19 protein-coding genes and 2 pseudogenes are annotated in these 24,037 nt (G+C 47.9%); 14 read left to right on the top strand and 7 right to left on the bottom strand.

From position 1 onward, the window contains the following. Nucleotides 1-17: 17 nt before the first annotated feature. Nucleotides 18-284 (bottom strand): hypothetical protein, encoded by a 267-nt coding sequence (locus tag ACIDITHRIX25_RS78885; protein ID WP_052606831.1) that lies wholly within the window; start codon nucleotides 282-284, stop codon nucleotides 18-20. Between the two features lie 1,614 nt (nucleotides 285-1,898). On the opposite strand from ACIDITHRIX25_RS78885, the gene ACIDITHRIX25_RS78890 reads away from it, so the two are divergent. Together ACIDITHRIX25_RS78890 and ACIDITHRIX25_RS78895 are read left to right on the top strand one after the other, a co-directional pair. Further along, complete coding sequence (locus ACIDITHRIX25_RS78890; RefSeq protein WP_052606835.1) at nucleotides 1,899-2,141, top strand: WhiB family transcriptional regulator; 243 nt, start codon at nucleotides 1,899-1,901, stop codon at nucleotides 2,139-2,141. A gap of 6 nt (nucleotides 2,142-2,147) precedes the next feature. Continuing rightward, on the top strand, nucleotides 2,148-2,993 hold the full coding sequence (locus ACIDITHRIX25_RS78895; protein WP_201733283.1) for a hypothetical protein: 846 nt from the start codon (nucleotides 2,148-2,150) through the stop codon (nucleotides 2,991-2,993). 86 nt (nucleotides 2,994-3,079) lie between these two features. On the opposite strand, the gene ACIDITHRIX25_RS78900 is transcribed toward ACIDITHRIX25_RS78895, so the two are convergent. Next, entirely contained in the window at nucleotides 3,080-3,901 is an 822-nt protein-coding gene (locus tag ACIDITHRIX25_RS78900; protein ID WP_201733284.1) for a Druantia anti-phage system protein DruA, read from the bottom strand. A gap of 2 nt (nucleotides 3,902-3,903) precedes the next feature. Between ACIDITHRIX25_RS78900 and ACIDITHRIX25_RS000000104435 the strand changes: the two genes are divergently transcribed. From ACIDITHRIX25_RS000000104435 to ACIDITHRIX25_RS78910, 3 genes are read left to right on the top strand one after another with little or no spacing between them, the layout of a single operon-like run. Further along, nucleotides 3,904-4,074: a helix-turn-helix domain-containing protein gene (locus ACIDITHRIX25_RS000000104435; protein ID WP_502756221.1), complete on the top strand. Its 171-nt coding sequence runs from the start codon at nucleotides 3,904-3,906 to the stop codon at nucleotides 4,072-4,074. Further along, nucleotides 4,071-4,343, top strand: a complete 273-nt coding sequence (locus tag ACIDITHRIX25_RS78905) for a hypothetical protein (RefSeq protein ID WP_052604141.1) — start codon at nucleotides 4,071-4,073, stop codon at nucleotides 4,341-4,343. Before ACIDITHRIX25_RS000000104435 ends, ACIDITHRIX25_RS78905 begins: the two co-directional genes overlap by 4 nt. Nucleotides 4,344-4,397: 54 nt before the next feature. Continuing rightward, nucleotides 4,398-4,841, top strand: coding sequence for an integrase core domain-containing protein (locus ACIDITHRIX25_RS78910; protein ID WP_160291723.1), 444 nt, complete (start codon nucleotides 4,398-4,400; stop codon nucleotides 4,839-4,841). Here ACIDITHRIX25_RS78910 and ACIDITHRIX25_RS78915 read toward each other — a convergent pair. The 4 genes and pseudogenes from ACIDITHRIX25_RS78915 to ACIDITHRIX25_RS78930 all read right to left on the bottom strand — a co-directional run bounded on the left by ACIDITHRIX25_RS78915 (nucleotide 4,728) and on the right by ACIDITHRIX25_RS78930 (nucleotide 11,311). Then, a pseudogene (locus tag ACIDITHRIX25_RS78915) lies at nucleotides 4,728-5,980 on the bottom strand (aldehyde dehydrogenase family protein). The gene ACIDITHRIX25_RS78910 and the pseudogene ACIDITHRIX25_RS78915 sit on opposite strands and share 114 nt — an antisense overlap. Before the next feature lie 1,432 nt (nucleotides 5,981-7,412). Next, complete coding sequence (locus ACIDITHRIX25_RS78920; protein WP_283770431.1) at nucleotides 7,413-7,682, bottom strand: WhiB family transcriptional regulator; 270 nt, start codon at nucleotides 7,680-7,682, stop codon at nucleotides 7,413-7,415. 222 nt (nucleotides 7,683-7,904) lie between these two features. Next, the gene (locus ACIDITHRIX25_RS78925) at nucleotides 7,905-9,905 is read right to left on the bottom strand and encodes a vWA domain-containing protein (RefSeq protein WP_052604612.1); all 2,001 of its coding nucleotides are present in this window, start codon (nucleotides 9,903-9,905) and stop codon (nucleotides 7,905-7,907) included. Further along, nucleotides 9,902-11,311: a sigma 54-interacting transcriptional regulator gene (locus ACIDITHRIX25_RS78930; protein WP_201733286.1), complete on the bottom strand. Its 1,410-nt coding sequence runs from the start codon at nucleotides 11,309-11,311 to the stop codon at nucleotides 9,902-9,904. The genes ACIDITHRIX25_RS78925 and ACIDITHRIX25_RS78930 overlap by 4 nt, the downstream gene beginning before the upstream one ends. A 250-nt stretch (nucleotides 11,312-11,561) precedes the next feature. Between ACIDITHRIX25_RS78930 and sdhA the strand changes: the two are divergent. From sdhA to ACIDITHRIX25_RS78955, 5 genes and pseudogenes are all read left to right on the top strand, one after another. Then, a pseudogene (gene sdhA / locus ACIDITHRIX25_RS78935) lies at nucleotides 11,562-13,312 on the top strand (succinate dehydrogenase flavoprotein subunit). 4 nt (nucleotides 13,313-13,316) lie between these two features. Beyond that, the gene (locus ACIDITHRIX25_RS78940; RefSeq protein WP_201733594.1) at nucleotides 13,317-14,066 is read left to right on the top strand and encodes a succinate dehydrogenase iron-sulfur subunit; all 750 of its coding nucleotides are present in this window, start codon (nucleotides 13,317-13,319) and stop codon (nucleotides 14,064-14,066) included. Then, on the top strand, nucleotides 14,053-14,403 hold the full coding sequence (locus ACIDITHRIX25_RS78945) for a hypothetical protein (RefSeq protein ID WP_201733287.1): 351 nt from the start codon (nucleotides 14,053-14,055) through the stop codon (nucleotides 14,401-14,403). Before ACIDITHRIX25_RS78940 ends, ACIDITHRIX25_RS78945 begins: the two co-directional genes overlap by 14 nt. Further along, nucleotides 14,404-15,201 carry a hypothetical protein gene (locus ACIDITHRIX25_RS78950; RefSeq protein ID WP_201733288.1) on the top strand — a complete coding sequence of 266 codons (798 nt, stop codon included), beginning with the start codon at nucleotides 14,404-14,406 and terminating at the stop codon, nucleotides 15,199-15,201. Nucleotides 15,202-15,265: 64 nt separating this feature from the next. Continuing rightward, complete coding sequence (locus ACIDITHRIX25_RS78955; RefSeq protein WP_052604618.1) at nucleotides 15,266-15,475, top strand: hypothetical protein; 210 nt, start codon at nucleotides 15,266-15,268, stop codon at nucleotides 15,473-15,475. Between the two features lie 526 nt (nucleotides 15,476-16,001). On the opposite strand, the gene ACIDITHRIX25_RS78960 is transcribed toward ACIDITHRIX25_RS78955, so the two are convergent. Next, a complete protein-coding gene (locus tag ACIDITHRIX25_RS78960) occupies nucleotides 16,002-17,231 on the bottom strand; it encodes a kynureninase (protein ID WP_201733289.1) in 1,230 nt (409 codons plus the stop codon). A 577-nt stretch (nucleotides 17,232-17,808) separates the two neighbouring features. Between ACIDITHRIX25_RS78960 and ACIDITHRIX25_RS78965 the strand changes: the two genes are divergently transcribed. The 4 genes from ACIDITHRIX25_RS78965 to ACIDITHRIX25_RS78980 all read left to right on the top strand — a co-directional run bounded on the left by ACIDITHRIX25_RS78965 (nucleotide 17,809) and on the right by ACIDITHRIX25_RS78980 (nucleotide 24,021). After that, complete coding sequence (locus ACIDITHRIX25_RS78965) at nucleotides 17,809-18,576, top strand: hypothetical protein (protein WP_152625850.1); 768 nt, start codon at nucleotides 17,809-17,811, stop codon at nucleotides 18,574-18,576. Nucleotides 18,577-19,728: 1,152 nt separating this feature from the next. Further along, nucleotides 19,729-20,406: a GntR family transcriptional regulator gene (locus ACIDITHRIX25_RS78970; RefSeq protein ID WP_052604621.1), complete on the top strand. Its 678-nt coding sequence runs from the start codon at nucleotides 19,729-19,731 to the stop codon at nucleotides 20,404-20,406. Between the two features lie 76 nt (nucleotides 20,407-20,482). Then, nucleotides 20,483-21,724, top strand: coding sequence for a CaiB/BaiF CoA transferase family protein (locus ACIDITHRIX25_RS78975; protein ID WP_201733290.1), 1,242 nt, complete (start codon nucleotides 20,483-20,485; stop codon nucleotides 21,722-21,724). Nucleotides 21,725-21,963: 239 nt separating this feature from the next. Continuing rightward, complete coding sequence (locus tag ACIDITHRIX25_RS78980; RefSeq protein WP_201733291.1) at nucleotides 21,964-24,021, top strand: hydantoinase/oxoprolinase family protein; 2,058 nt, start codon at nucleotides 21,964-21,966, stop codon at nucleotides 24,019-24,021. Nucleotides 24,022-24,037 lie beyond the last annotated feature (16 nt).

The raw sequence follows: 24,037 nt of genomic DNA on the forward strand, positions 1-24,037 counted from the left end.
CTTTTTCAAGTTGTGAACTAATCGTCACCGGTTCCGAGATCCCAGACAAGAGTAACCCTCTCGATCTCAGAGTCCTTGACGATTCGTTCACGATTTCTCTTAAATTGGGGGTCGTGCGGCGGAAGTAGCATCAATCTAGCCAAAACTCTTTGTCGGAAAAGATCAACGACCTTGCGCTCTCCACCCGTGTGATAGACCTCCCAGTGCGGCGCAACGGGACCTAGATAAACTATTCGAGCACTCGCCAGAGGCGGAGAGTCAATCTCATTTTCCACATACGACATAATAGACAACCTGACTTGAACACTTAGGAATCTTCAAATAACAATCTAGGCCGCGACGGCGGAAATCTCGCAACGATCCCAAGAATACGCCAAGCTTGAACACATTCACAAAGGTCCAGCCCCACAGTTCCAAACCAAAGAGATTCTCATCTCGACCGAACTAAGCGTCTATTGGACGCCACAGAAGTTGAGCCATGGACAACCACCCAGTTCACCGCAAGACTAGACAGTAGGAAATAGTGCAATAAAAGCCAGATCGCGGAAGTATCAAAGCGCCACCATTATTGCTCTCCGGTGTTATTACCCCAAGAGGTGCCAGGCATCGATCCCAGAAATAAGCCGACAAGGGCTACGTTTGGTCTTTATGTGGAGTGCCCATGGAAACAGATTGTCCTTTAGCATTGGATCCAACGAGTCAAGGATCCCAGGCATATTCCTTAGGGCTTAGATGCTTCTGCCCACTGGGTTTCCACCACTGGGCAGGTAAATGACTAGCATTGTTGCATTGCTAACCTCGGTCATTCTTGGTATGAAGATTGACCAAGGAAGTCTTTTTTGGCCAACTTGGTCGAGGCCCACAAGGACCAAGTTGCAAAATCTTAGCAGGACCTTATCCTGTGGTTGTTTGCTCCGCGCGTTGCGTTGATCTAAAGGCTTCGCTATTTGCATAGCCGATAGCTGCCAACATTGGCAATTGGAGTATCTATTTTTGAATGAAAATTGCCATGACGCCACGAGGCTGAAGAGTCCTTTACATCCTGGAGTGGAAGCTCAGCAGTAAATTGGCCCCAGTTAGCTTGACGAGGTGGCCCCGTTTTTAGAGACAATATTTCCTGCCATTGAGTTTATGATCAACTACTCAAAATCAGAAAAGGAATAATGCCACCAAAATTCACGCCTTTTAGATTCAAACATAAGTGGTTAAAAAAGAACAAGATGTTATTAGCCCTGATGCCTTAGCAATAGAGGCTAGATATTACAAGAATAGCAACTCTCTTTGGGCTCCAAAATCTCAGAGACGCCCCATCTCGTGGCAAGGGAGGCATAGCCGTGACGCAACCATAAAAGCACTAACTCCAAGTCAATGATCGAGCAACCAAGAGCAATAGCCACAGGCATAATAAACGTTTATATGCGGGCGTACCAGAAAACTGCGAACTAGCATCTGGCGAACTTCACGCTTGTCGAGCAAGATTTGAAGAAAAACAACAAACGTGCGGTCCAATCAAGATTTGGACCATTCAAAAAGAGTTAGCATCCTAGATCCTAAAACCACAAGGGAATAGCGATACGATCACTAAATGTAGCGGAATTACCCTCAGAATGATCTGGTTTAGCAGTAATCTTAGAGTTAGAAGAACAAGCCAAATAAACAAATCGATCTAAAAATTACACAGGGGTTGCTAACGGGGATAATTTACAAGACTTAAAATCATATAATCGTATCATATAATCAAAAAGGAATACTTTGGTGCTTCTTAGCATTATTTATTTTAACTAGAGGTGATCCGATACTTAAAATGATCCTACTATCATGGCTTTCACGCCATGATGAGTTCGACAAAGAACACTAGGCAAAGAGGTGGGGTGAGCGGCTTGAGGGATACCTCTTGGATGGGAAATGGCAATTGCAGAAATCTGCCACCAGACCTATTTTTTCCAACAGATGGCGCAGGAGTTGAAGTCGCAAAGCGCATTTGCGAAGGATGCCCAGTGTTAGACATTTGCCTGGACTACGCAATTGAAAATCATGTAGACCACGGAGTTTGGGGCGGAGAATCAGAAAGATCTCGTCGTAGAATCGCCAGACAAAGAAGAGTCCATCTACGCTCTAAACAGTCACTTCGAGATCTATAAGTTATCGTGTCGATTGATTCGTCTAGCTTTTTCGGCTTAGAGGTTGTTGCAAACGTCTCCGAAGGTCAGCGACAAAACGTAATTGATGAGATAGCCGTCGCTGGTGGTACGTCCCTTTTAGATCTCCACTCCGATCCTTATCACAATCGATCAGTATTTAGCCTTTATGGTAGAACACTTCGCGACGACCTTAGGTCTCTAGCAATTAAAACAATCGAAAAGATAGATATTGCAAGTCATCACGGCGTACATCCGCGAATTGGCAGTCTAGATGTAGTACCGTTCGTCTGGTTGAATCTGGACCTTGGGATATCAAAATGCACGGAGGACGATGCAAGACAAGCTCGAGACCTCTTTGCAACTTGGTTGTGGGAAGAGCTTTCGGTGCCATCATATCTGTATGGAACAGGCCGAACGCTTCCTCGACTACGATCCGACTTCAACGCCGGACAAGCACCCGACATAGGTGACCTCTCAAAGGTTCAGCGATCTGGGGCAGTGGCAGTTGGTGAGAGAGGACTGCTTGTAGCCTACAATCTCATAGTTGAAGAGACTTTAGAAAGCGCAAAATCGATTGCCGCCCAGCTTCGATCCAAATATGTTCGTACTCTTGCCCTGGAAGTTGGAGGATCCACTCAAATATCAGCCAATTTGATCGAGCCACTCGATTTTGGACCAATCGAATTCTATCGCGCCGTCGCCAAATTGACAAAAATTAGCTCATCGGAACTTGTTGGACTAGTGCCAAGCATAAATCTATCATCAATGACGGATGAAGATCTACGTCCGTTCGGTCTCTCAAAAGATAAAACCATCGAGGCAGCCCTCCAGCGACAAGGGCTTATCCAATAAAGCTTTCAGATGATCAAAAATCGCAAACATTCGGCCAACCCGTTAGAGAGTGACCTCCCGGGCCAATCTGATATCCTGTTGCGTTTTCACTCAGGTGAAGCAAGGATGCTCCGATAGTTACGGTGCAGCGGGTAGAGATAGACTTCCTTGACAGAGAGAGCGTATTGGTTGTAGCGATCAAGTTTGCCCCGACCTTTGGTTTGCCCGACACGGATCCAGTTCGCCGCCTTGTAGCTCGCTTCGGTGAACCGGGCAGACTCCACGAAGGTCTCCAAGAGTACAGGTTGGTACCCGTAGGCGAGTTGCCAGTCGCCAGGGAGGCGGCGAGCGACACGGGAGAGGATGTATGAGGCGAGGTTCACAACACGTACCTGAGGAAGAATGAGAAACCTCGCGTTGCCAACCACAAGGTGCAGCCGTGCTTCGCGGGTCGCTTTGTCCCAGCCGATATAGTTATCGCGTGGTGCGCAGCTCCATGGCGAGGCAGCGAAGCCGATCGCACCGATAGTTCCAGAGGAGCTCTCGATGAGATAGCGCCCCTCAGCACCGGCAAAGGTGGTGTAGCCGAGGTAGTGGTAGCTTGCAATGAGGTTTCGCCAGCGCTGCTTTTGGGCTTTGGTATTTGCTATGGCGAACTTGATTGGACAGAGATCGTCGAGCGATTCAGGATAGGCAAAGGGTAGCTCAGCGATTGGCTTTGCGTAGCGGGTGATGAGTCCGTTGCCGTTGCCATGCAGTGGCTTGGGCAAGGTGATGAGTCTGTCTCTGTCCATACGCAACAATGCAACGCGCGCCGACATGTCCTTCTTTGTTGCCAGCAACATTAAATTGACCCACCCTCCAGTAAGACTTGTCTGTGGAACATTCAAAACCACGGAGGAGTCATCAAATGCTGAAGGGCAGGACATTAATGAATTTAATTGAATTAAGATCACAAGGACACAGCTATCACGAAATATCTAAACTTGCCGGTGTATCTAGGAATACTGTACGCAAGTACGTTCGTGATGGAGCAATGTGCGAAACTAAACCACCTAGAGCCCCTTGGGGATCAAAACTTAGGTCCTCTATAAGGAGATGATTGATGGTTTTGTCAAAGACGGATTGATCAGTGCTCCAGCGATACTCTCTCGAATAGAACCTTTGGGCTATAGCTCTAAAGAAACGACGATCCGTAATTACGTAAAATCTATCAAACCAAATATTCGACCTCACGCCAAGGCGACCATTCGCTATGAAAGCAAACCGGGAGCTCAGATTCAACTTGATTGGGGACTCTTTGGTTATGACGATCACCGAGGAACAAGGAGAAACATCGCTGGACTTATGGTGACAATGGGTTACAGCTAAAGGGTCTATCTAGAGTTTGCCCTAACAGCTGACATCTATGGCTTTTCTACCTGTTTGATCAATGCTCTTTATTACTTTGGTGGCATAACCGATGCATTTCTTACCGATCACATGAAAACAGTTGTCCTTGGTGGCTCAACCACTCAAGGATGGGACCTAAATAGTCACACGAGCGACTTGGCTAAATATTTAGGTATATCAATCAAGTTAGCTCCAGTGAGAAGACCCCAGACAAAGGGCAAAGTAGAACGAGGAATACGATACGCCAAGGATAACTTTTGGCCAGCACGTACTTTTACCAACTTAGCCGACTTGAATGAACAGGCTCTTTCTTGGTGTCGACAAACTGATACGAGAGTACATAATGGCCTTGGCGAGACTCCCCTAGAAGCATTTGCGAATGAGTCGCCCTATCTTCGGGCCAAAAATCTCTTCCTGGAAGATACGCATCGAATTGTTGCCTTCAAAGACGGTTGGGGTCACGTAATAACCCTTTGACAGCGAGCCTTCAAGCTCAGCCCTAGACCCACCGGTGAGGATCTTAGCGCCTTCAGCTTTGCCAATCTCAATATAGGAAAGATTTTCTCTAATTGGTCATTGCTCGCTTGAGCACCCATCATGGTCTCTGCGTCTAATGGATTCCCAAGCTTGATAGCTTTAGTGCGCGCAATTGCATCGACCATAAATTCATCGTACATCGACCGTTGAATCAGTGCTCGAGAAGGGCAGGTGCAAACTTCACCTTGGTTCAATGCGAACATTGTAAATCCCTCTAGCGCCTTCGAGTAAAAGGCGTCCCTCTCATTTGCGATATCGCCAAAGAATATATTTGGACTCTTCCCGCCTAACTCCAAAGTAACAGGAATTATATTTTGGCTAGCGTACTGCATGATCAGACGCCCAGTAGTCGTCTCCCCCGTAAACGCAATCTTGCGAATCCGAGAACTCGAAGCCAGCGGCTTACCGGCCTCGACACCAAAACCGTTCACGACATTGAGAACGCCTGCGGGCAAAAGATCAGCGATAAATTCGATTACCTTCAGGATTGAAGTTGGAGTCTGCTCAGCGGGCTTGAGAACCACACAGTTGCCGGCTGCCAAGGCTGGTGCCAATTTCCATACTGCCATGAGTATGGGGAAATTCCAGGGAATCATCTGCCCCACCACACCAAATGGTTCGTGAAAATGGTAAGCGATCGTCGATTCATCAATCTCAGAGATGCCGCCCTCTTGGGCACGAATGGCACCTGCGAAGTATCGAAAGTGATCAACTGCCAACGGAAGGTCAGCAGCCAATGTTTCTCTAACCGCTTTACCGTTGTCCCACGTTTCGATGACTGCAAGTTCCTGTAAATTCGCTTCAATTCGATCAGCGATCTAGTTGAGAATATTTGCTCGCTCGGCAACCGATGTCTTGCCCCATTTCCCAGCCGCCGCATGTGCCGCATCGAGAGCCAGCTCGATGTCCTCGGCAGTTCCTCTCGCAACCTCGCAAAATACTTCTCCATTGACGGGTGAGATGTTCTCAAAGTATCCTCCCTTTACTGGTGCAACCCACTCCCCTCCAATGAAATTATCGTAACGATCGTTGAACTTAGTAATACTTCCAGAACTGCCTGGTGCTTCAAAAACTGCCACGGCTCCCCCTTGTGACTGACAAATCTCAATATGAGAAATATTTAGTGCATAGTTCTTATCGAAAATGCATCATGATGCTAAGCCTCAAACGTTGCATGAGAGTTGCGTTCCATGTCAAGAGTCCGGACCTCACGAAAAAGAAGCCAAGGGCCGACAATCAAGAGGAGGAGTCCACCCTCGCACGAATCATCCACGTACGACCAAGCCTAAGATTGCTCTGTATCTGTGAGCCGTGCTATTTTGCTTATCTTGAATCTTCAATTGTCCATCAGTCGAGCTCAGTCAAACCACCAGCTTTAGCATTGCCCAGCCATTAGACGATCGACCTATTTGCCGAGGATGGAACCTTCCCATAGTCACAAATCGAAAGATTTCCGTTTCGGCTGGCCTAACTACCTAAGCGAAACAAAGTGTCCTATGCCATTGAAAGCCAGCCCAGAGCGACGTATAGAAAATACTGGAACCTTATCGATCTTTAAAGCCACAAGGTGGCCCTTATGGCAAAGAAGAAATACCCACCCCAAGGTCGTGATCGAGCGTTCTTGATGGTCATTGATCGTAGGGATGTGCTTGCTTGACGTATAGCACCTAAGGTGGCCGTTAATGGAACATTGAAGAAGTCCTTGCTTTCCACTCATTCATTATCCAAACATAGCATCTCGCCACACTTAGTGGCTTTACGCAACATGTCGTCTTTTTTGACAAGCTCTTTGAAGACTTCTTCGTAGGTGCCGCATAAATTAGGAATGCCTAAACTCGACTAGAGTCATGACGGCACTCATGAACCAATGGGTCCTACTTGGACCACAAATCTAGGCTTTGCAAGATCGCTCATTGAGTAGCTAGAGTCGGAGTTAGCTCGTCTAGAAATTACCGTGGTACACGACTAGTCGGCGACCTTCTATGAGCAGATTTGCCGGAGATTGCGCCTCGGTGTGTCGGTACCAAAAATCTTAATAAAGGACGAGTTGACGACCGCTAGGTCCGTCAACTCGTCAAGCATTTTAGCTAATTTCGTGCCCGCATCATTACTCGTTGAAGAAGTCCTTGCTTTCCACTCATTCATTATCCAAACATAGCATCTCGCCACACTTAGTGGCTTTACGCAACATGTCGTCTTTTTTGACAAGCTCTTTGAAGACTTCTTCGTAGGTGCCGCATAAATTAGGAATGCCTAAACTCGACTAGAGTCATGACGGCACTCATGAACCAATGGGTCCTACTTGGACCACAAATCTAGGCTTTGCAAGATCGCTCATTGAGTAGCTAGAGTCGGAGTTAGCTCGTCTAGAAATTACCGTGGTACACGACTAGTCGGCGACCTTCTATGAGCAGATTTGCCGGAGATTGCGCCTCGGTGTGTCGGTACCAAAAATCTTAATAAAGGACGAGTTGACGACCGCTAGGTCCGTCAACTCGTCAAGCATTTTAGCTAATTTCGTGCCCGCATCATTACTCGTTGTCGATGAAGCTTTCGCCGTTCCCTCTCAGAGAGTCCGCCCCAAATCCCGAAACGTTCATCTTGATTCAAGGCATACTCTAAGCAATCCCCTTGAACCGGACATTCATTACAAACAGCCTTAGCAGAAGCCGATGGAACCCCGCGATCTGGATAAAAAATCTCTGGATCCCAACCCTTGCAGCGGGCAAACTCCTGCCATTTTTCTTTACCTAAAGAGAGCTCGTAGCCAACAATGGTCACACCACCCCTCCTTCCCCCAAAGGCTCAAACTTAAAATGCAACAGACGAAGCATCTAGCGTCGAATATCAAATACTTGACCTTGAACTGCGACTATGAGTGAGCTTAGCTATCGCATCTAAAAAATCGTTCAATTCCAAACTAAATTTTTCTATTTCCCAAAGTAAGCACTTTTGTCCCGAAAAACGGGAATAAAACTCTCTTATCTCGAAATTTAATTAAGGTTACGAAGTCCGCTGAGCCATAAAATCGACAAGAACATATTTCCCCAAATCCGATGGATCACTATAGAAGACCTTGCCCCGATTGATCTTGGCAACCTGGTTCATAAAGTCCACGAGATAGTCGGTTGCATCCAACACAAAGGAGTTGATTGTTATACCGGCCTTTGTGCATCTATTCACTTCCGAAAGAGTCGCCAATATTGTCTCCCGGGCCGGAGGGTAGCTAAAAAATGGCTCGCCATTTTCTAAGATATGCGCCGTTGGTTCCCCGTCGGTTACAAGGATGATCTGCTTGCGTCCAGAACGCCTTCTAAGAAGCGTTCGTGATTGGCGCAAAGCATCCTCCATATTGGTTCCATATACATAATCCCATGAAACGCTAGGCAAATCCATCGGCTTTATGACGTGTGCCACCTCAGAAAAACCCACTATGGCAAGGTAGTCTTTGGGGTAAGCCGTAGATATCAGGGTCGACAGAGCAACTGCGACCTTCTTTGCGGCTAAAAAGTTATCCCGTAGCGGCATTGACAGCGAGAGGTCCAGACACAGCACAGTCGATGCGCTAACCATCGCTTCAGTGGTCTCAATTTCAAAGTCCTCGACCTCTACTTTGAGTGGAAGTCCGCCTCTCTGGCGAACGATAGTATTGGCTAAGGTCTTTCCTAAGGAGAGGTTTAGCGGATCGCCAAACTCATATGGCTTTGTCTCGAAGTCCTTGTCAACGCCTACCCCACGCCTCTTCAAATCATGACCACCCAAGCGCGATGCATCCAAATCATCAAAAACTTCCTGAAGCATCTTTTGCCCAATCGCTCTGAGTCCGCCGGCACTTAGGGTCAACCTCTCGTCGCTCATTCCAATCAAACCAGCATCCTCTAGCTGCTTCGTAAGTTCCGAAAGTCGCCGAAGCGAGGAGGCCTCTTTTTCGCCCAACAATTCAGAGATTTGATCGAAATCCAACCGAGATAGATCACCAGGAGTTCCAATACTTCGGAGATAACTCTCGATGGAATCGAGTTGGGAAAGTTCATCCAATACTTGGCCGGCTTGGCCAATAGACATAGGATCGCTCCCCCGAAAGGACCTTGGATCAAAGCGCATCGAGTCCATCATTGGGGACAAAGATCGCATCAGCTGAGAGATAGCCCAGGAGAGATCGAGATCACCATTGACATTCTGAGCAAGATTAGCCAATTCCATTTGCTGTTCTTGGCTCATAGCTCCAAAGGCGAGCGAGGCGGCCGCCATCTGCGTGAGAAGGTGGTCGAGTAACTCTTGAGTGTTAGCGATGCCAGGCGGAAAAGATCCACCATACCTATCCATAAACGCCTCAAAAGCTTCGGATGTATCCTCGTTTGCATTATGAGCCTCTATAAGGGAGTTGAGGGCGCCGATCATCTCTCGGAAGTTCTCTAAATCCTCTGGCGTCATAGTCGACAATGAATTTTTAGCAGACTCAAAGAAGCCTTCGACAAACTCTCTTTCGAGAGATTCTCGCAAATCATCAAAGTCTCTCTTCGCAGTCGGAGAGAGAAAGTCATAGTTTCCAAGCGACTGAATCTTCGAAGCAATCGAAGGTCCAAGGGAATCAAGCGTCAATTGATCGTTCAGATAAAGTTCTTCTGCCTGTGCGATCCGAGGAGCGTCCTTGGAGTTGGAAGCTGCCTCTAGATACTCCTCAAGCGCCCGACGTTCACTTTCTAGGATCGATCTAATTGCATTGTCAATCTCGCTAGCCTTGCCCGATGGGTCGTACTTACCAAAGAGCTCAGAGCGCCTCTGTTTGAGTCGCTCAAGAACCTCTTTCAGCCCGAGGATATCACCACCATCTTTAGTTCTCATTCCGCGATTCATTAGCTCCCGCAGGGCAGACATGGGATCGCCGTGATAGAGCAGTGCGTCGGCAATCTCGTCGAAAATCTCAGATACATCTACCTCGATCTCTTGAGTCCCATCCCATCTTCCATAACGAACGGAACTCCAACTGCCGGGGCGTCTCATCTTGTTCGCTTTGCATAAATCGAGCCAGCATCGCCCTCGTACTTATTCAATCGCTTAGCAAGGTGCAACCCCTCCAAGACGAATTCAAGGGCACCCAACTTAGCCTGCGGTAATGCACTAGGCTCGATTCGGTCGATCACCAGTTGGGTTTCAGGCGAACTCTCCAGAGCCTTTGCGAGATGTTCATCACTGCCATCTTCTCCAACCGTTACCTCAAAACCTTCGTCAAAGGTCGCTACCAATGGTCGCAGTTCATCCAAGGTCACTAATGAGCGAAACACTTCAAGATTTGCGCGATCCACGAGCTTGGAGATGACCATGACTTCGTCGGTGTCATCAACCGTGTCAAGTTCAATCTTTCCAGACATAGACGAAGCAAGGACCCAAAAATCACAAGGTCGTACCACCGCGTCGGGTGAATCGGATATCAACGTACGTCGCAAGGCCGCTGCAGAAAGAGCTTCATAGTTTGCCACTGTAGCTCGTACCGACACTCCCGACTTCTGGTTTATATTTGGAGCCCTCCTGGCCAACTCAGAGACCAACGCGACTACCCCTCTTAGATGTTGGGGGAAATATATATTCGAATCCTCATCATCATAAAAAAGAGCCTCCTGGTCGACTATCTCCAGTTCAATAGCCGAAGAAAGTGGATAATGAGTTCGAATTTGAGAGCCAAATCTATCCTTTAGCGGAGTAATCAAACGACCACGGTTGGTGTAGTCCTCCGGATTAGCCGATGCGATCAGAAAGATATCGAGCGGAAGCGAAATTCGATATCCCCTGATCTGAATGTCACGTTCCTCAAGAATCGAAAGAAGACCGACTTGAATCCTCTCGGAAAGGTCCGGCAATTCATTGATGGCAAAAATACCACGATTTGTCCTCGGGACCAGTCCGAAGTGCATCGTCAACTCATCTGAGAGGTACCGACCTTCAGCGACCTTGATCGGATCAACATCGCCTATCAGATCGGCCATAGAAGTATCTGGCGTCGCCAATTTCTCGCCAAATCTCGCACTTCTATGGACCCATGCTATGGGTGTCTCGTCGCCGTTTTTCGCTATCAATTCCTTCGCATAGACTGAGACTGGATTGGTGGGATCATCATTTATCTCAGAACCTTCCACAATCGGCAGCCATTCATCCAAAAGCGAGACCAAACTTCGAATAATCCGGCTCTTACCCTGGCCTCGCTCCCCTAGCAAGATCACATCATGGCCAGCTAAAATCGCCGTCTCTAATTGGGGCATCACCGTATTTTCATACCCGTGGATCCCGTCGAAAAGTCCTCTGCCGCTACGAATCGCCTCAATAGCATTCTTGCGCATTTCAGCAGCGATAGGCATAGAGGTCCATCCGGATTTATTCAATTCACCAAGCGTCTTTATCTTTACATGTTCCATTCATACAACGATAGGCCAACCATGGGAGCTATGTAGGGCGATCGAGGTCATTTAGGCTCCTTTCAAGTCCCAAAAATCGATAAATTCATCTGAGCTAGAGCCACCCTGGAGCGATCAAATGCGGTATTAATCTGAAATTTGAGACAAAAATGTGACATAAGTCACTGAATTAATAAAAAAATACAATTCTTTTGATCTTTTCTCGGTTACAGATTTCAAAAAGTCACCATTTCGTGTAAAGCTATATAGCGTGAAAGTCCATTACCACAGTTACGATGCGGTCATCGTCGGAGCCGGAGGCGCAGGCCTCCGCGCAGCGATTGAAGTTGCCGGAAAAGTTAAAACCGCCGTTATAACCAAGCTCTACCCAACCCGCTCTCATACCGGTGCCGCTCAGGGCGGTATGTGCGCAGCACTCTCAAATGTCGAGGAGGATTACTGGGAATGGCACGCCTTTGACACGGTCAAAGGCTCTGACTACTTAGGTGATCAACCCGCTATCGACATCATGTGCAAGGAAGCCATTGATGCGGTCATAGACCTTGAGCACTTTGGCATGGCATTCTCTAGAACCCCGAAGGTCGAATCGACCAGAGGCGCTTTGGAGGCCACACAAGAAACCATGGGGAAGCGCCAGTGCGGCGTTCGTGCTACGCTGCAGACCGAACCGGCCACATGATCTTACAGACGCTCTATCAGCAGTGTGTCGCTCGAGATGTGACATTCTTCAATGAATTTCAGGTCTTTGATATTCTCTTTGATGAAAGCACAGGAGAGCGAAAGGCCGCTGGTATCGTCGCATACGAGCTCTCGACCGGCGACCTACATGTATTTGTGTCCAAGGGAGTTCTCTTTGCCACCGGCGGCTACGGAAAGATGTTTAGAATCTCCTCAAATGCCCACACCCTCACCGGTGACGGTCCGGGCCTCCTGTTCAGAAAACAAATTCCGATCCAGGATCTAGAGTTCTATCAATTCCACCCAACAGGCATTTATGGATTTGGGATCTTACTCTCCGAGGCTGCACGAGGCGAAGGCGGAATTCTAAGAAACGGCAGTGGTGAGCGCTTCATGGAGCGCGTTGCTCCAACTGTCAAGGATCTTGCACCCCGCGATATGGTCTCTCGTGCTATTCATGCAGAAATTCGCCAAGGAAGAGGAGCTGGGCCAGATAAAGACTATGTCTATCTCGATCTCACACACCTTCCTCCAGAGCAAATCGATGCCAAGTTGCCCGACATTAGTGACTTCGCGCGTACATATTTGGGCATAGAGCCAAAGACTCAACCCATTCCAATTCAGCCAACGGCACACTATGCAATGGGTGGAATTCCAACCAACGTCGATGGCGAAGTCCTTGTCGACTCCAACGAGACAATTCTCCCGGGTCTCTATGCGGCCGGCGAATGTGCTTGTGTCTCGGTACATGGCGCAAATCGACTTGGAACCAACTCACTCTTAGATATCGTCGTCTTTGGCCGTCGCGGTGGCAAAGCTATGGCAGAATATGTTGCCAAAGTACCGCACCCAGAGGTTGCCCGAGGCGTGGAGACTCCTGTTCGCGAACGAATCCAGGCGCTCAAGGATGCTAACGGAACCATGAAGGTTGGAGAGCTTCGAACGAATCTTCAGCAAACAATGACTCTCAACGCCTCGGTCGTAAGAACGCAGGAATCCTTAGAGGAAGCGCTCACAACGATCCAAACTATCAAGAAGCAATATAACGACATCGCCATCGACGACAAGGGTGAGGTCTTCAACTACGACCTAGTTGAAGCCTTGGAACTTGGTCACCTCCTCGATTTAGCGGAGGCATTTGTGATCGGGGCCCTAGCGCGCAAGGAGAGCCGTGGCGCACACTGGAGGGACGACTTTCCCACCCGCGACGACCAAAACTGGATGACACATACCCTTGCATATCGACAAGAAGATGGCAGCGTGCGCCTTGACTACAAGCCGGTCAAAGGTGGCAAATATCAGCCCATGGAACGAAAGTACTAAAGATATGACCGTTACAGATCAGAGTTCACCACAGATCGATTCACATGAGGCCGAGGTAAAGGTCCATTTGAAGATCAAGAGGTATAATCCAGAGGTCGATACACGCCCTCATTGGCAAGAATACGACATAATGCTAAAGCCTGGCGACCGAGTTCTAGATGCCCTACATGTTGTGAAGTGGAAATTCGATGGAACGCTAAGCTTTCGCCGATCTTGCGCTCACGGAGTCTGCGGATCTGACGCATTAGTGATCAACGGAGAGAACAAACTCGCATGCGTCAATCTAATTCGCAATATTGGAACCGACCTAACGATAGAACCAATCCGTGGGTTACCGGTAATCAAGGATCTTATCGTAGACATGGAGCCCTTCTTTGCACAATATCGTTCGGTTCTTCCCTACCTAATAGCAAATGATGATCCAGGCTACAAAGAGCGTCTACAATCCCAAAGCGACAGAGAAAAATACGACGACACCACTAAATGTATTCTCTGTGCCTGCTGCACGACTTCGTGTCCTGTTTACTGGGCAAACGATGAATACGTTGGCCCAGCGGCGATCGTTAACGCACACAGGTTCATCTTTGACTCAAGAGATCAAGCAACGACAGAGAGACTCGACATACTGAATCAAAAATCTGGCGTTTGGCGCTGTAGAACTTCTTTCAACTGCACAGAAGCCTGCCCAAGAGGCATCTCTGTAACAAAAGCGATCGAAGAGGTAAAGCGCGCGATACTATATGACCGTGTCTAATATTCGCCTTGAAAAATTAGCGGATGAGATTCGGCTTGGGTTTTTAGAGACGGTAGATCTTCCTAACTTTTCCAAGCCATACTCAATCGCGCTCGAGATACACGATCATGACGATCATGCCGTCGTTTATCTCAATCTCGGCAACGGCGGTCCAACTGCTCTTAGCGATGGACCGCCGACTCTTACCCTAAAGGCAGCGGCGGATATTGCAATTGCCATCCGAAACGGAACGCTTCAAGTAGCCGATGCTATCGCTGCTGGTGAAATTAAGATTTCGGGATCGGTCAGCGAGGTAAATACGCTCGCATCAGAGCTCACTTCAAAGAGTGAAAAGTAAGTGAGAAAAAGGCGTCGAAACCCCAATACTACACTTCCTGGTGCCGCTGGTTGGTATCGAATTGGTAATCCCAATGGAGAATACCTGCGATATTTCGACGGCTTTTTCTGGAGCAGCCAGACGCGATCTACCCCGTTTTGGCTCGAAGGACCAGAGTGGGCCGAACTTGTAAAAGTTCAAGCTGATATCGACTCTGACGAGCCAAAACATGTGGTTAGAAGACTCCTAGCTCCGGACCACCGTCCACTAGGCGATACTCAACACACAAGGTCGCGGGTAAAGAGATCTCGACATTTGCTAGCGATTACACTCTTTTTAGTTCTGGGCATTGCCACCGTCTCAAGTTACGCAATGCAAATGTTTGGTGCCTCCAGCCGTATTAGTAAAAGCACTCCCGCTGTACCTCTTTTGAGCGAAACGACATTGGTTGCCAAACTTGCCTCTACTTGCACGATTTACAAAGCTTCATCTATTGCTCCGATTGGTGAAATCCTCTCGGGCCCTTATTCATCTTCTAAAGCAAAACGCACTGCGTTCATATCAAAATACTCCAATCAACTTACATCGATCTCTAAGGCCATGAACGCTATTTCAAATTATCCAGCCGATCAAAGTGCACTTAGTTCGTGGCAGGGACTATGGACAACTGCCGTATTTGATCTTTCCAAAGTTCAGTTTGATATCAAGACAGGCAAGCCCTACCTCAATGCTATAAAGACATTGCAAGGAGACCTTTCATTGATCGACGACTTCGCAATCGCAAATAACATCAATTCATGTGATGTTTTTTCGCTTTAGACCCTCGTTTGGGTGTATTATCGAGAAATTATCAACACAAACTCTTAGAACCTAGGAGGTAGCCTTGACCATTCGAGGTGTAATTGATGACCGTATACTCGCAAAATATCGCGAGCTTCTCGATGCAGAGGATACGGCCTTCTACGAAGTTGAACACGCCTATGAAGACGGCGACGGAAATCACTTTCAAAAGGACTTGGCAAATTGGCGGGAAGCAATGGCTGCAAAGCTCTCATTCTTAGACTCGTGCGGACTAGGTCTTAGAAGCTCCTGATCTGGCTTGGGGGATAAGTCTTTTTGACCCCCCCAATACGTCAAAAGAACGGATATAGCCCATAGAACGAAGCTAACGGGCAGGTGGTAAGCAATCGCCAGCCAACACGTAGCAATTGTTACAAATCTCAAAAATTAATGCGCTTGAGCCGTCACTAAAGCCCTACGAGATGTAGCGGTTTATGCAAAGACTGGGATCTTCTATTAGTTTCGCTTGAATCAACTAATAGAAGATCCCCATACCCTCAATAGTTTCGCTTGAATTGGGCCGGGTCCTGAATTGGGCCGGGTCCTGAATTGGGCCGGGTCCTGAATTGGGCCGGGTCCTGAATTGGGCCGGGTCCTGAATTGGGCCGGGTCTTTACTTGGACTTTGACAATCTTGAAGTTTTACTTAAACTCGAACCATCGGCCTACTGGCTTCTATCTCGCGTTTAAGTCAATATGAAACTTACAGAGGAAAAGATCGGGCTGCAGAAGGTCGATTCGTAGTCGTTGATAGAAAATCCGCCATCAGCTGCCTGCACCTTATCGCATCCCGATAGTCACTTCTCGAATCACTTGGATTGCCCTAGAAATTTCTATAAAGGATTGATACAGCGGTGCAAATCCAAACCGAATGAGCGATGGAGTTCTAAAATCCGGAACAACTCCGTGATCAATCAACTCAGAAGTAATTTGACGTGCTCTTGGATGCGACAGACTTACGTGTGAGCCCCTGAGGCTCTGATCTTTGGGCGACGCAAGGCTAAAGCCGAGGTCCTTGAGTTCGACCTCAAATCCTTTGATGAAAAAGTCACCCAAGGCGTGACCTTTGGCCTCAAGAGCTTCAATAGTAGCCTCCGCTATAAGGTCAATTCCGGCACCTACGAGGTAGCTTCCGATAATATTAGGAGTACCGGTGCAAAAGCGACTAATACCGGATTTAGGACTGTATTTTTCAGCCATTTCAAATTGATCATCCTGAGAAAACCAACCTTTGATAGGGTTCTCCATCGCCTCTATCAAATCAGAGCGCACATAAAGGTAAGCAGGGGCACCTGGCCCTGCATTTAGGTACTTATAGGTGCATCCGATTGCGTATTGAGATTCCGTCCCCTCCAAATCAACGACTACCGCCCCACCAGCATGGCTTAAATCCCATATCACTCGAGATCCAACACCTTGGGCGATCGAGTTAACTGCCGCCATATCAATTCGAGCACCACTCTTGTACGAGAGCGCGCTGAAGCAACCAAATATGACATCTTCGTCGAAGGCCTCTTCGAATAGATCAATCGATATCGTCAGGGAGTCATCCACCGGAAGTGTAATAACCTCAAGTCCAAACTCTTGGGCCAGGGAATCCACTATGTAACGATCGGTGGGAAAGTTATCTGCCTCGATAACGATCTTCTTCCTCGCCTCCTTATCACCTCGTTGTTCTTTTATGATCGACAGGGCAATCTTATAAAGATTGATAGTTGTTGAATCGCATACAACCACCTCGCCCTTCTTAGCACCCAAAACACTTTGAGATAGTCGATCACCCAAAGTAGTTGAGAGATCGATCCAAGTCTTCCAAGATTCGATCAATTGCACACCCCATTGTCTGGCAATGACATCATTAGCAATCTCGATCGAGCGTTTTGGTAGGCGTCCTAGGGAGTTTCCATCCAAATAGATTAGATCGGGCTCTATAGGTACAAACTCGTCACGAAAGCAAGAGAGTTGATCAGAGTCATCGAGAGACCGAGCCTCCGAAAGAAGATCCCCCATGGATATAAACCTCCAAAATAAGTTCTAGACTACGCGAACTAGCATTGGCCCCATAAGTTGTTAGCCTTCCAAGTAGCCAAGGATCAATCGCTGATCTAAAAAGAATACCCTAAGATCTACCTCATTTAAATCTTCGCTAAAGATAGCCAATTGATCTCCAACGCATCCACCAAGTGCGCGATTCAGCGATCGGATTTGACCCACCTAGCAAAGCCCCAAAGCTTACAAGATTCAACTATTTGAAAAAGCCTCCCCCCCCCTAAGCTCTACAAATCCATTATCTCATTCCTCATAGATCCAATCGAAAGGTCTTTTGGACAAATTCGTAAAAATCGGCTCTAATCAAAGATCCAAGTACCGCTTGAAGGCGTAAACAAATGTGGAAAAGCCAATCGACTCCTTTCCGATGGGATCTTCCAAAGGACGTTGTTGTTTCAGGGTGATATCTTATCAAGGAGTTATTTGCCGATACAACTAGATCGTTGGCTGCTCTGTTAGACAGGTACAAAAACGCAAAAACAGTGGGGTCGGCATTGAGGTCCGTCTATAAATTTCCCAATTGGGCTAGCATGGTTGCGTGCCAAACAAAAATTTAATGATATTTCCCCTTCTTGCCTCCATTGTCCTAAGTGCATGCGGCGGATCGAGCGCGCCCACTAACAACGGTATAGACAAGCTGAACGCGACTGCAGCTGAGAGCTCGGTCACCAAAGCAATTCTTGGCGCCACTTCTGTTCGTATGGTCATCAAGGTTCAGCAGGGAACATCCTCATCTAGCCAAGTTCTCGACGCTGCAAAGACGGGCGGAATAAGGACAGTTACGATACTTGGTCAGACCGCAACGATTTTAGTTACACCGACAAATGCCTATGTAAAGGCTCCAGAGGCAATCTTGGCTAGCAACTTCGGCCTTCCGGTCAATCTTGCCACCCAAGACGCCAATAAATGGCTAATAGTCCCATCTGGAAGCAGTGGCTATACGTCACTTGCATCTGGCGTAACAATGTCAAATCTGGCCCAATCCGTTGGTCTAAGCGGAGTAACCAAAAAAGCCCATGCCAACGTCGCTGGAACCAAAGTGATTGAGCTCGACGGAACGAGCGTAGGAGGAAAACTTGGGTTGGTCGTACCAACTGTGGGGTCACCACTCCCAATAAGCGGAATTATTAGTGGAACTTCAATCGCAGTAAACCTCCAATTTAGCAATTGGAACCAAACCGTAAATCTAACGCCTCCAGCATCAGCCATACCATTCCCGACAGCGCCAGCTTCACCCACGACCACTGCACCAACTTCGCCGTCTACTTCTGCGCCAGCTTCACCCACGACCAGTGCCGCTGGTTAATCCGCAGCTCGATTTGCCGAGCAAATCTTGAGGTTGGCCTTTTCTAACTTGGGTAAATTATGATTGAGTCGCAGCCAAAGCGTATTTGAGCCCGAAGCCTCGCGGCTCAAATACGCTTTGAACTTGTATTCGCAAAATGGTATTTCCCAAGACCATTAGGGTCCCAGAAATTAATCGAAATTTGAAGTATATCTTCTCTTGAATACAGATTTTCTTCGGCAAAAGCCCGCCTTGAAATGCTACAAATCACTCAACCACTCACTTGGCGTCAAAGATACCGTCGATGGCCCCCGGATTTATCTACCGAGCGCCATCGACAATTAGAGATTCTGATGATTTCCTAAAATGGCTCTAATCGCCTCAATGGGCACGTCTGCATTTGACACACATGGCGAAATTTGATCTTCCGCCAAAATCATCATTTGGATATTAGTAAACTCCATGAAAGCTGCATAAAGCTCTTTGCTCAATTGGCCATCTTTAGGGGTCTAAAGGGTCCCTGGATAAATGTCAATGATTTCGAATAGATTTTAGGCTACCTGGGTCTATCACGATGATTTTCAAATCGAATCGTCGGCTAGTTCATCAAAATTATCCGATGAAAGTGACTTTTCTTTTATCTTTGGAGCATCTCGCCGAAATCTTTGAAGCAGCCGATTCTTCATCTGATTAACTTTTCTTGGGCATCTTAAAAATATAGACGCCATAGGAGGAACGAAAATAAATGGGTCCAGAGAATCCACCAAGGTGCTTTAGAGAATCGGAAGAATCATGAAAGAATGCAAATGAGATCGCGTGGTCTTGATTGGTTGAGTTATCTCAACTCACAGATAGCTCATTATGGACAAGTGTGCCACCATAATTAGGGTTTAGGCCTCTAAAGCCCGCGTCATGGCTACATGACACCTCAGCAACGATCTTCAACAGCCCTATCCCTGATCTATGGCCGATCTATGACTGATACACCTTGTGAGCTCAAACGACCAAACTGCCCACAGCCATATCGTGCGGTTATGGTCAAAATGTCTTAAAACCTTGGCAAAAAATTTAATATAAAAACAACTTGAAAATCCAACATTTGATCGTGCGATGCGATAAATTGTACACAATTTCGATTAGTTCTTTGAGTTTATGGACTGTTGAGGCAAATTTATGGCATCGATTAGCGAAGACGTATACAATATCTTGCGATCCGAGATTCTCGATGGTACTTTCGTAGCTGGTGAATCATTACGCGAGGAGCAACTAGCAGGTCGCTATGGTACCTCAAGAACGCCAGTAAGAGAGGCTCTACGTAGGTTAGATGCAGAGGGGATCGTGAGTGTGATTCGCCATCGTGGAGCACGAGTGTTGGAATGGAAACCCAACGAACTCGGCGAAGTCTTTGCTCTACGTGGCCAACTGGAATCTTACGCCGCTCGAATCGCCGCTAGCCATATCTCCAAAGACGACATCGATCTTTTAACCAAGCTGGCTGGCGAGATGGAAGAGATAGCCTTTTCGACTTCATCGGAGGTCGTAATTGATGCAATCACTCCACTCAACAACCACTTCCACTCGGTAATCGTTGCAAGTGCTGGAAATGGTCGGCTATCTGAACAGTTGTCCTCTGTAATTCAAGTTGCTACAGTTAGAAATACCTTCCGCCGCTACAACCATGAGCAGCTGATACGATCTATGTCCCACCATCGAGAACTGATCGCCGCCTACATGGTTAAAGATGGAGAATGGGCGGAATCTGTGATGAAATCTCACATCTATTCAGCAAGAGCCGTTCTATCTGTGCCTCCAAAAGTTGAAGAGATAGCAATCTCAGATAGACGACCATAGCCATCGAGCCAAATCAATCATCATGCATATTTTATAGGTTTTCAATAGCCCAAAATCATAAGGAGAAAAGCTCACAATGGGCCAAAATGGCGATCTTTTAGGGACAAAACTAGGCCACGACGGTAAAGACACTCCGTTAAGCGATATTCGCGTAATAGAAATGGGCCAACTTTTAGCTGGACCCTTCGCGGGACAGCTCCTGGGGGACTTTGGAGCAGACGTAATAAAGGTAGAAGATCCCGGCGTAGGTGACCCGATGAGACAATGGGGGCGAGAAAAACCACATGGATTGAGCCTATGGTGGCCAGTCGTAGCACGTGGAAAGCGTTCTCTAACCACAAACCTAAGGACAAAAGAGGGCCAAGATATCATCCGAGACCTGGTCAAAGAGTCAGATATCTTGATCGAGAACTTTAGGCCTGGGACCTTAGAAAAGTGGGGCCTCGACTATGAAACCCTAAAGTCCATTAACAAGAAAATCATAATGGTAAGGGTCACCGGCTATGGACAAAGTGGCCCCTACTCCCATAAGGCCGGTTATGGATCGATAGGCGAAGCGATGGGAGGCCTGCGCTACGTAACTGGAGATCCCTCCACCGCCCCCTCGAGAGCTGGCATCTCAATTGGAGATTCTCTAGCCGCCACCTTTGCGGCGCTCGGTGCGATGATGGCACTTCATTCCAGAGATCGAACCGGAGTGGGTCAAGTGGTTGATGTCGCAATCTACGAAGCTGTCCTTGCGATGATGGAATCTCTAATTCCAGAATTCACACTGGCCAACTACATTCGGGAAAGAACTGGCTCAATTCTCCCTAACGTGGCTCCCTCCAATATCTACCCCACCAAAGATGCTGCACTAATTCTGATCGCAGCCAATCAGGACTCAGTATTTAGCCGCCTTTGCGATGCGATGGAAAAGCCCGAATACGTAAGCGACCCCCGATTTTCAACGCATTCATCAAGGGGTGCCCACCAAGGGCTCCTAGATGAGATCATTAGCGAGTGGACATCCCGCCATAGCACATCGGAACTTGAAGTTATACTTGACAAAAATGGCGTTCCTCAGGGAAAGATCTTTCGTGCGCCAGATATGCTAAGTGATCCACATTTTGCAGCAAGAGACGCCATTGTGAGCGTCGACCATCCAGACTTTGGCTCAATCCTTATGCAGAATGTCGCTCCAAAGCTAAGCGACACACCTGGATATATCCGTTGGGCAGGACCAGAACTGGGAGCACACACCACCGAAATTCTCCAAAGCTTGCTTGGATACTCACCAGATCAAATTAAGCAACTATCGACAAAGGGGGTTATCTAGGATAAGGTCAAAAACTACGAGTCAAAACCCAAAGGCACACGAAGTCAAAAGGCCACTAAACGAGACCACCGACACCTTTGATATCTTGGAACCTTCCTAATCAAGGGCTGTTGGCGAACCTCTCGATCCCACCAGCGTCTTTAACCAAAGATCATCTCAATCAAACCTCAAAAAGCCGCTTTTTGGCATCGAGGTTGATCGCCCCCACCGAGAATAAAAGATAACTCCAAGGAGGAAAATTGTCCTACATATTGGGCGTAGATGTGGGCGGAACATTCACCGACCTACTTTTAATCAACGAGACCAACGGTGAGACTCACCGAGCTAAGGTACCTTCAACACCTTCGGATCCATCCATTGGTGTCTTAGAGGGAATTTCCAAGATATGTGACCGTGCAGGAATATCTCAAGCCGACCTCTCACATGTAATGCACGGCACTACCGTGGCAACAAATGCCGTATTGGAGGGCAAAGGCGCCAAGGTCGGATTGATCGTCACGCAAGGGTATCGCCAAATCCTTCAAATCGCACGTTCGTTTGTCCCAGGTGGATTGGCAGGGTGGATAGTATGGCCAAAGCCAACGCCACTAGCTCTCCTTGAAAACACAGTTGAGGCAAAAGAACGAATCTCAGCAAAGGGCGAGGTGATCGAAGAGCTAGATGAACCAGCGATGATCGAGTCGTTGAAATATTTGGCCGGCCAAGATGTAAAGGCACTCACAATCTCCCTTATCAACTCATTCACCAACGATTCTCACGAACGCCGAATTGCAGAACTAGCCGCCTCTGTCATGGGGGAGATCCCGATTTCACTCTCTTCTAAAATTCTCCCAGAGATAAAGGAATACGAGCGAACCCTTACGACCGTAGCGAACTCTTATGTTCGACCCACGGCAGCGAAGTACCTCAAAAATCTAGGAGATGAGTTGACAAAGATTGCGCCCTCGGCACGTCTTCATATCCTGCGCTCAGACGGCGGACTTATGGGTGTCGAGACAGCCTCTAGTGCCCCGGTGAATATGCTAATGAGTGGGCCTGCCGGAGGCGTATCCGGAGCACTCTGGCTCGCACGCCAGAGTGGATACAAGAACCTTCTCACCCTTGACATGGGCGGCACCTCAACCGACGTCGCATTGGTTCAAGATGGCGAACCTCGCATTGGCCGAGAGACGACAGTGGGTGACCTCACCATCAGAGCTTCATCGGTCGATGTTCGAACAGTGGGTGCAGGTGGTGGTTCGATCGCCCACGTACCAGAACTTACTAAAGCCCTTAGGGTTGGACCACAATCAGCAGGTGCCGTACCAGGACCTGCCGCCTATGGCAAAGGTGGCCTAGAGCCAACGGTTACCGATGCAAATGCTGTACTTGGATACCTTCCAGTCGGACTCCTAGACGGAGAGATGGAACTCGATTATGAGGCCTCGCAAACGGCGGTGGCCGGTGTCGCGCAAGCACTAGATCTCGACATATACAAAGCCGCCTCCGGCATAGTTGATATCGTGAACGAAAATATGTTTGGTGCACTACGCCTTGTCTCTGTCCAACAGGGGTACGATCCTCGTGAATTTGCATTAGTCGCATTTGGTGGAGCTGGACCGTTACATGCGAATGCACTAGGGCGACTCATGGGATCATGGCCGGTCATCATTCCACCATCGCCCGGCGTCCTTTGCGCCTACGGCGATGCCACTACGAGACTTCGTTCTGAATCGTCGCGAACCTATATCCGTCGATTCAGCTCAACTTCAGATCGTGAAATTGAAAAACTTCTGGGTGAATTGCACCAAGAAGCATCCACGGAACTTTTAGGCGAGGGGGTAAGCGCCGATCTTCAAGAGGTCACCTATTCCGTTGATGTTCGCTATCACGGTCAGGGGTTCGAAGTTACAATCGGACTGAGCTCTAACGAAGTAAGCGGCGCCATCCTTGAGATAATCGGCGATCGATTCGCAAAGGAACACGAAAGACTTTTCACCTTTGCTCTCGATACCGAGTGTGAACTGGTACACCTACGCGCAGTCGTTCAAGGCGAACATCCCAAAGTAAGTGCCGAAATGATCGCCCAGGCAGATAGCGATGCCTCCAGTGCGGTAATCTCCACGCGCGAGATCTACGTAGATGGAGCCATGGCTAGCGCATCAATCTATGACCGTAGAAAACTACGGGCTAACAACGTGATAAATGGCCCAGCAATCGTAACCGAGATGGACTCGACCACATTGATCTTGCCCGGCCACGCTGGCAAACTAGACACCTTTGGAAACTTGATAATCAATCCAATTTCGGCTAACTAACAAGGAAAAGTTCTTC

Source organism: Acidithrix sp. C25 (assembly GCF_904848545.2).

Bases quoted from the DNA above. Each gene is read 5' to 3' on its own strand.
- ACIDITHRIX25_RS78885 (WP_052606831.1), bottom strand. From the start codon at position 284: ATGTCGTATGTGGAAAATGAGATTGACTCTCCGCCTCTGGCGAGTGCT.
- ACIDITHRIX25_RS78890 (WP_052606835.1), top strand. From the start codon at position 1,899: ATGGGAAATGGCAATTGCAGAAATCTGCCACCAGACCTATTTTTTCCA.
- ACIDITHRIX25_RS78900 (WP_201733284.1), bottom strand. From the start codon at position 3,901: ATGTCCTGCCCTTCAGCATTTGATGACTCCTCCGTGGTTTTGAATGTT.
- ACIDITHRIX25_RS000000104435 (WP_502756221.1), top strand. From the start codon at position 3,904: ATGAATTTAATTGAATTAAGATCACAAGGACACAGCTATCACGAAATA.
- ACIDITHRIX25_RS78905 (WP_052604141.1), top strand. From the start codon at position 4,071: ATGATTGATGGTTTTGTCAAAGACGGATTGATCAGTGCTCCAGCGATA.
- ACIDITHRIX25_RS78925 (WP_052604612.1), bottom strand. From the start codon at position 9,905: ATGAGACGCCCCGGCAGTTGGAGTTCCGTTCGTTATGGAAGATGGGAT.
- ACIDITHRIX25_RS78930 (WP_201733286.1), bottom strand. From the start codon at position 11,311: ATGGAACATGTAAAGATAAAGACGCTTGGTGAATTGAATAAATCCGGA.
- ACIDITHRIX25_RS78940 (WP_201733594.1), top strand. From the start codon at position 13,317: ATGACCGTTACAGATCAGAGTTCACCACAGATCGATTCACATGAGGCC.
- ACIDITHRIX25_RS78945 (WP_201733287.1), top strand. From the start codon at position 14,053: ATGACCGTGTCTAATATTCGCCTTGAAAAATTAGCGGATGAGATTCGG.
- ACIDITHRIX25_RS78960 (WP_201733289.1), bottom strand. From the start codon at position 17,231: ATGGGGGATCTTCTTTCGGAGGCTCGGTCTCTCGATGACTCTGATCAA.
- ACIDITHRIX25_RS78970 (WP_052604621.1), top strand. From the start codon at position 19,729: ATGGCATCGATTAGCGAAGACGTATACAATATCTTGCGATCCGAGATT.
- ACIDITHRIX25_RS78975 (WP_201733290.1), top strand. From the start codon at position 20,483: ATGGGCCAAAATGGCGATCTTTTAGGGACAAAACTAGGCCACGACGGT.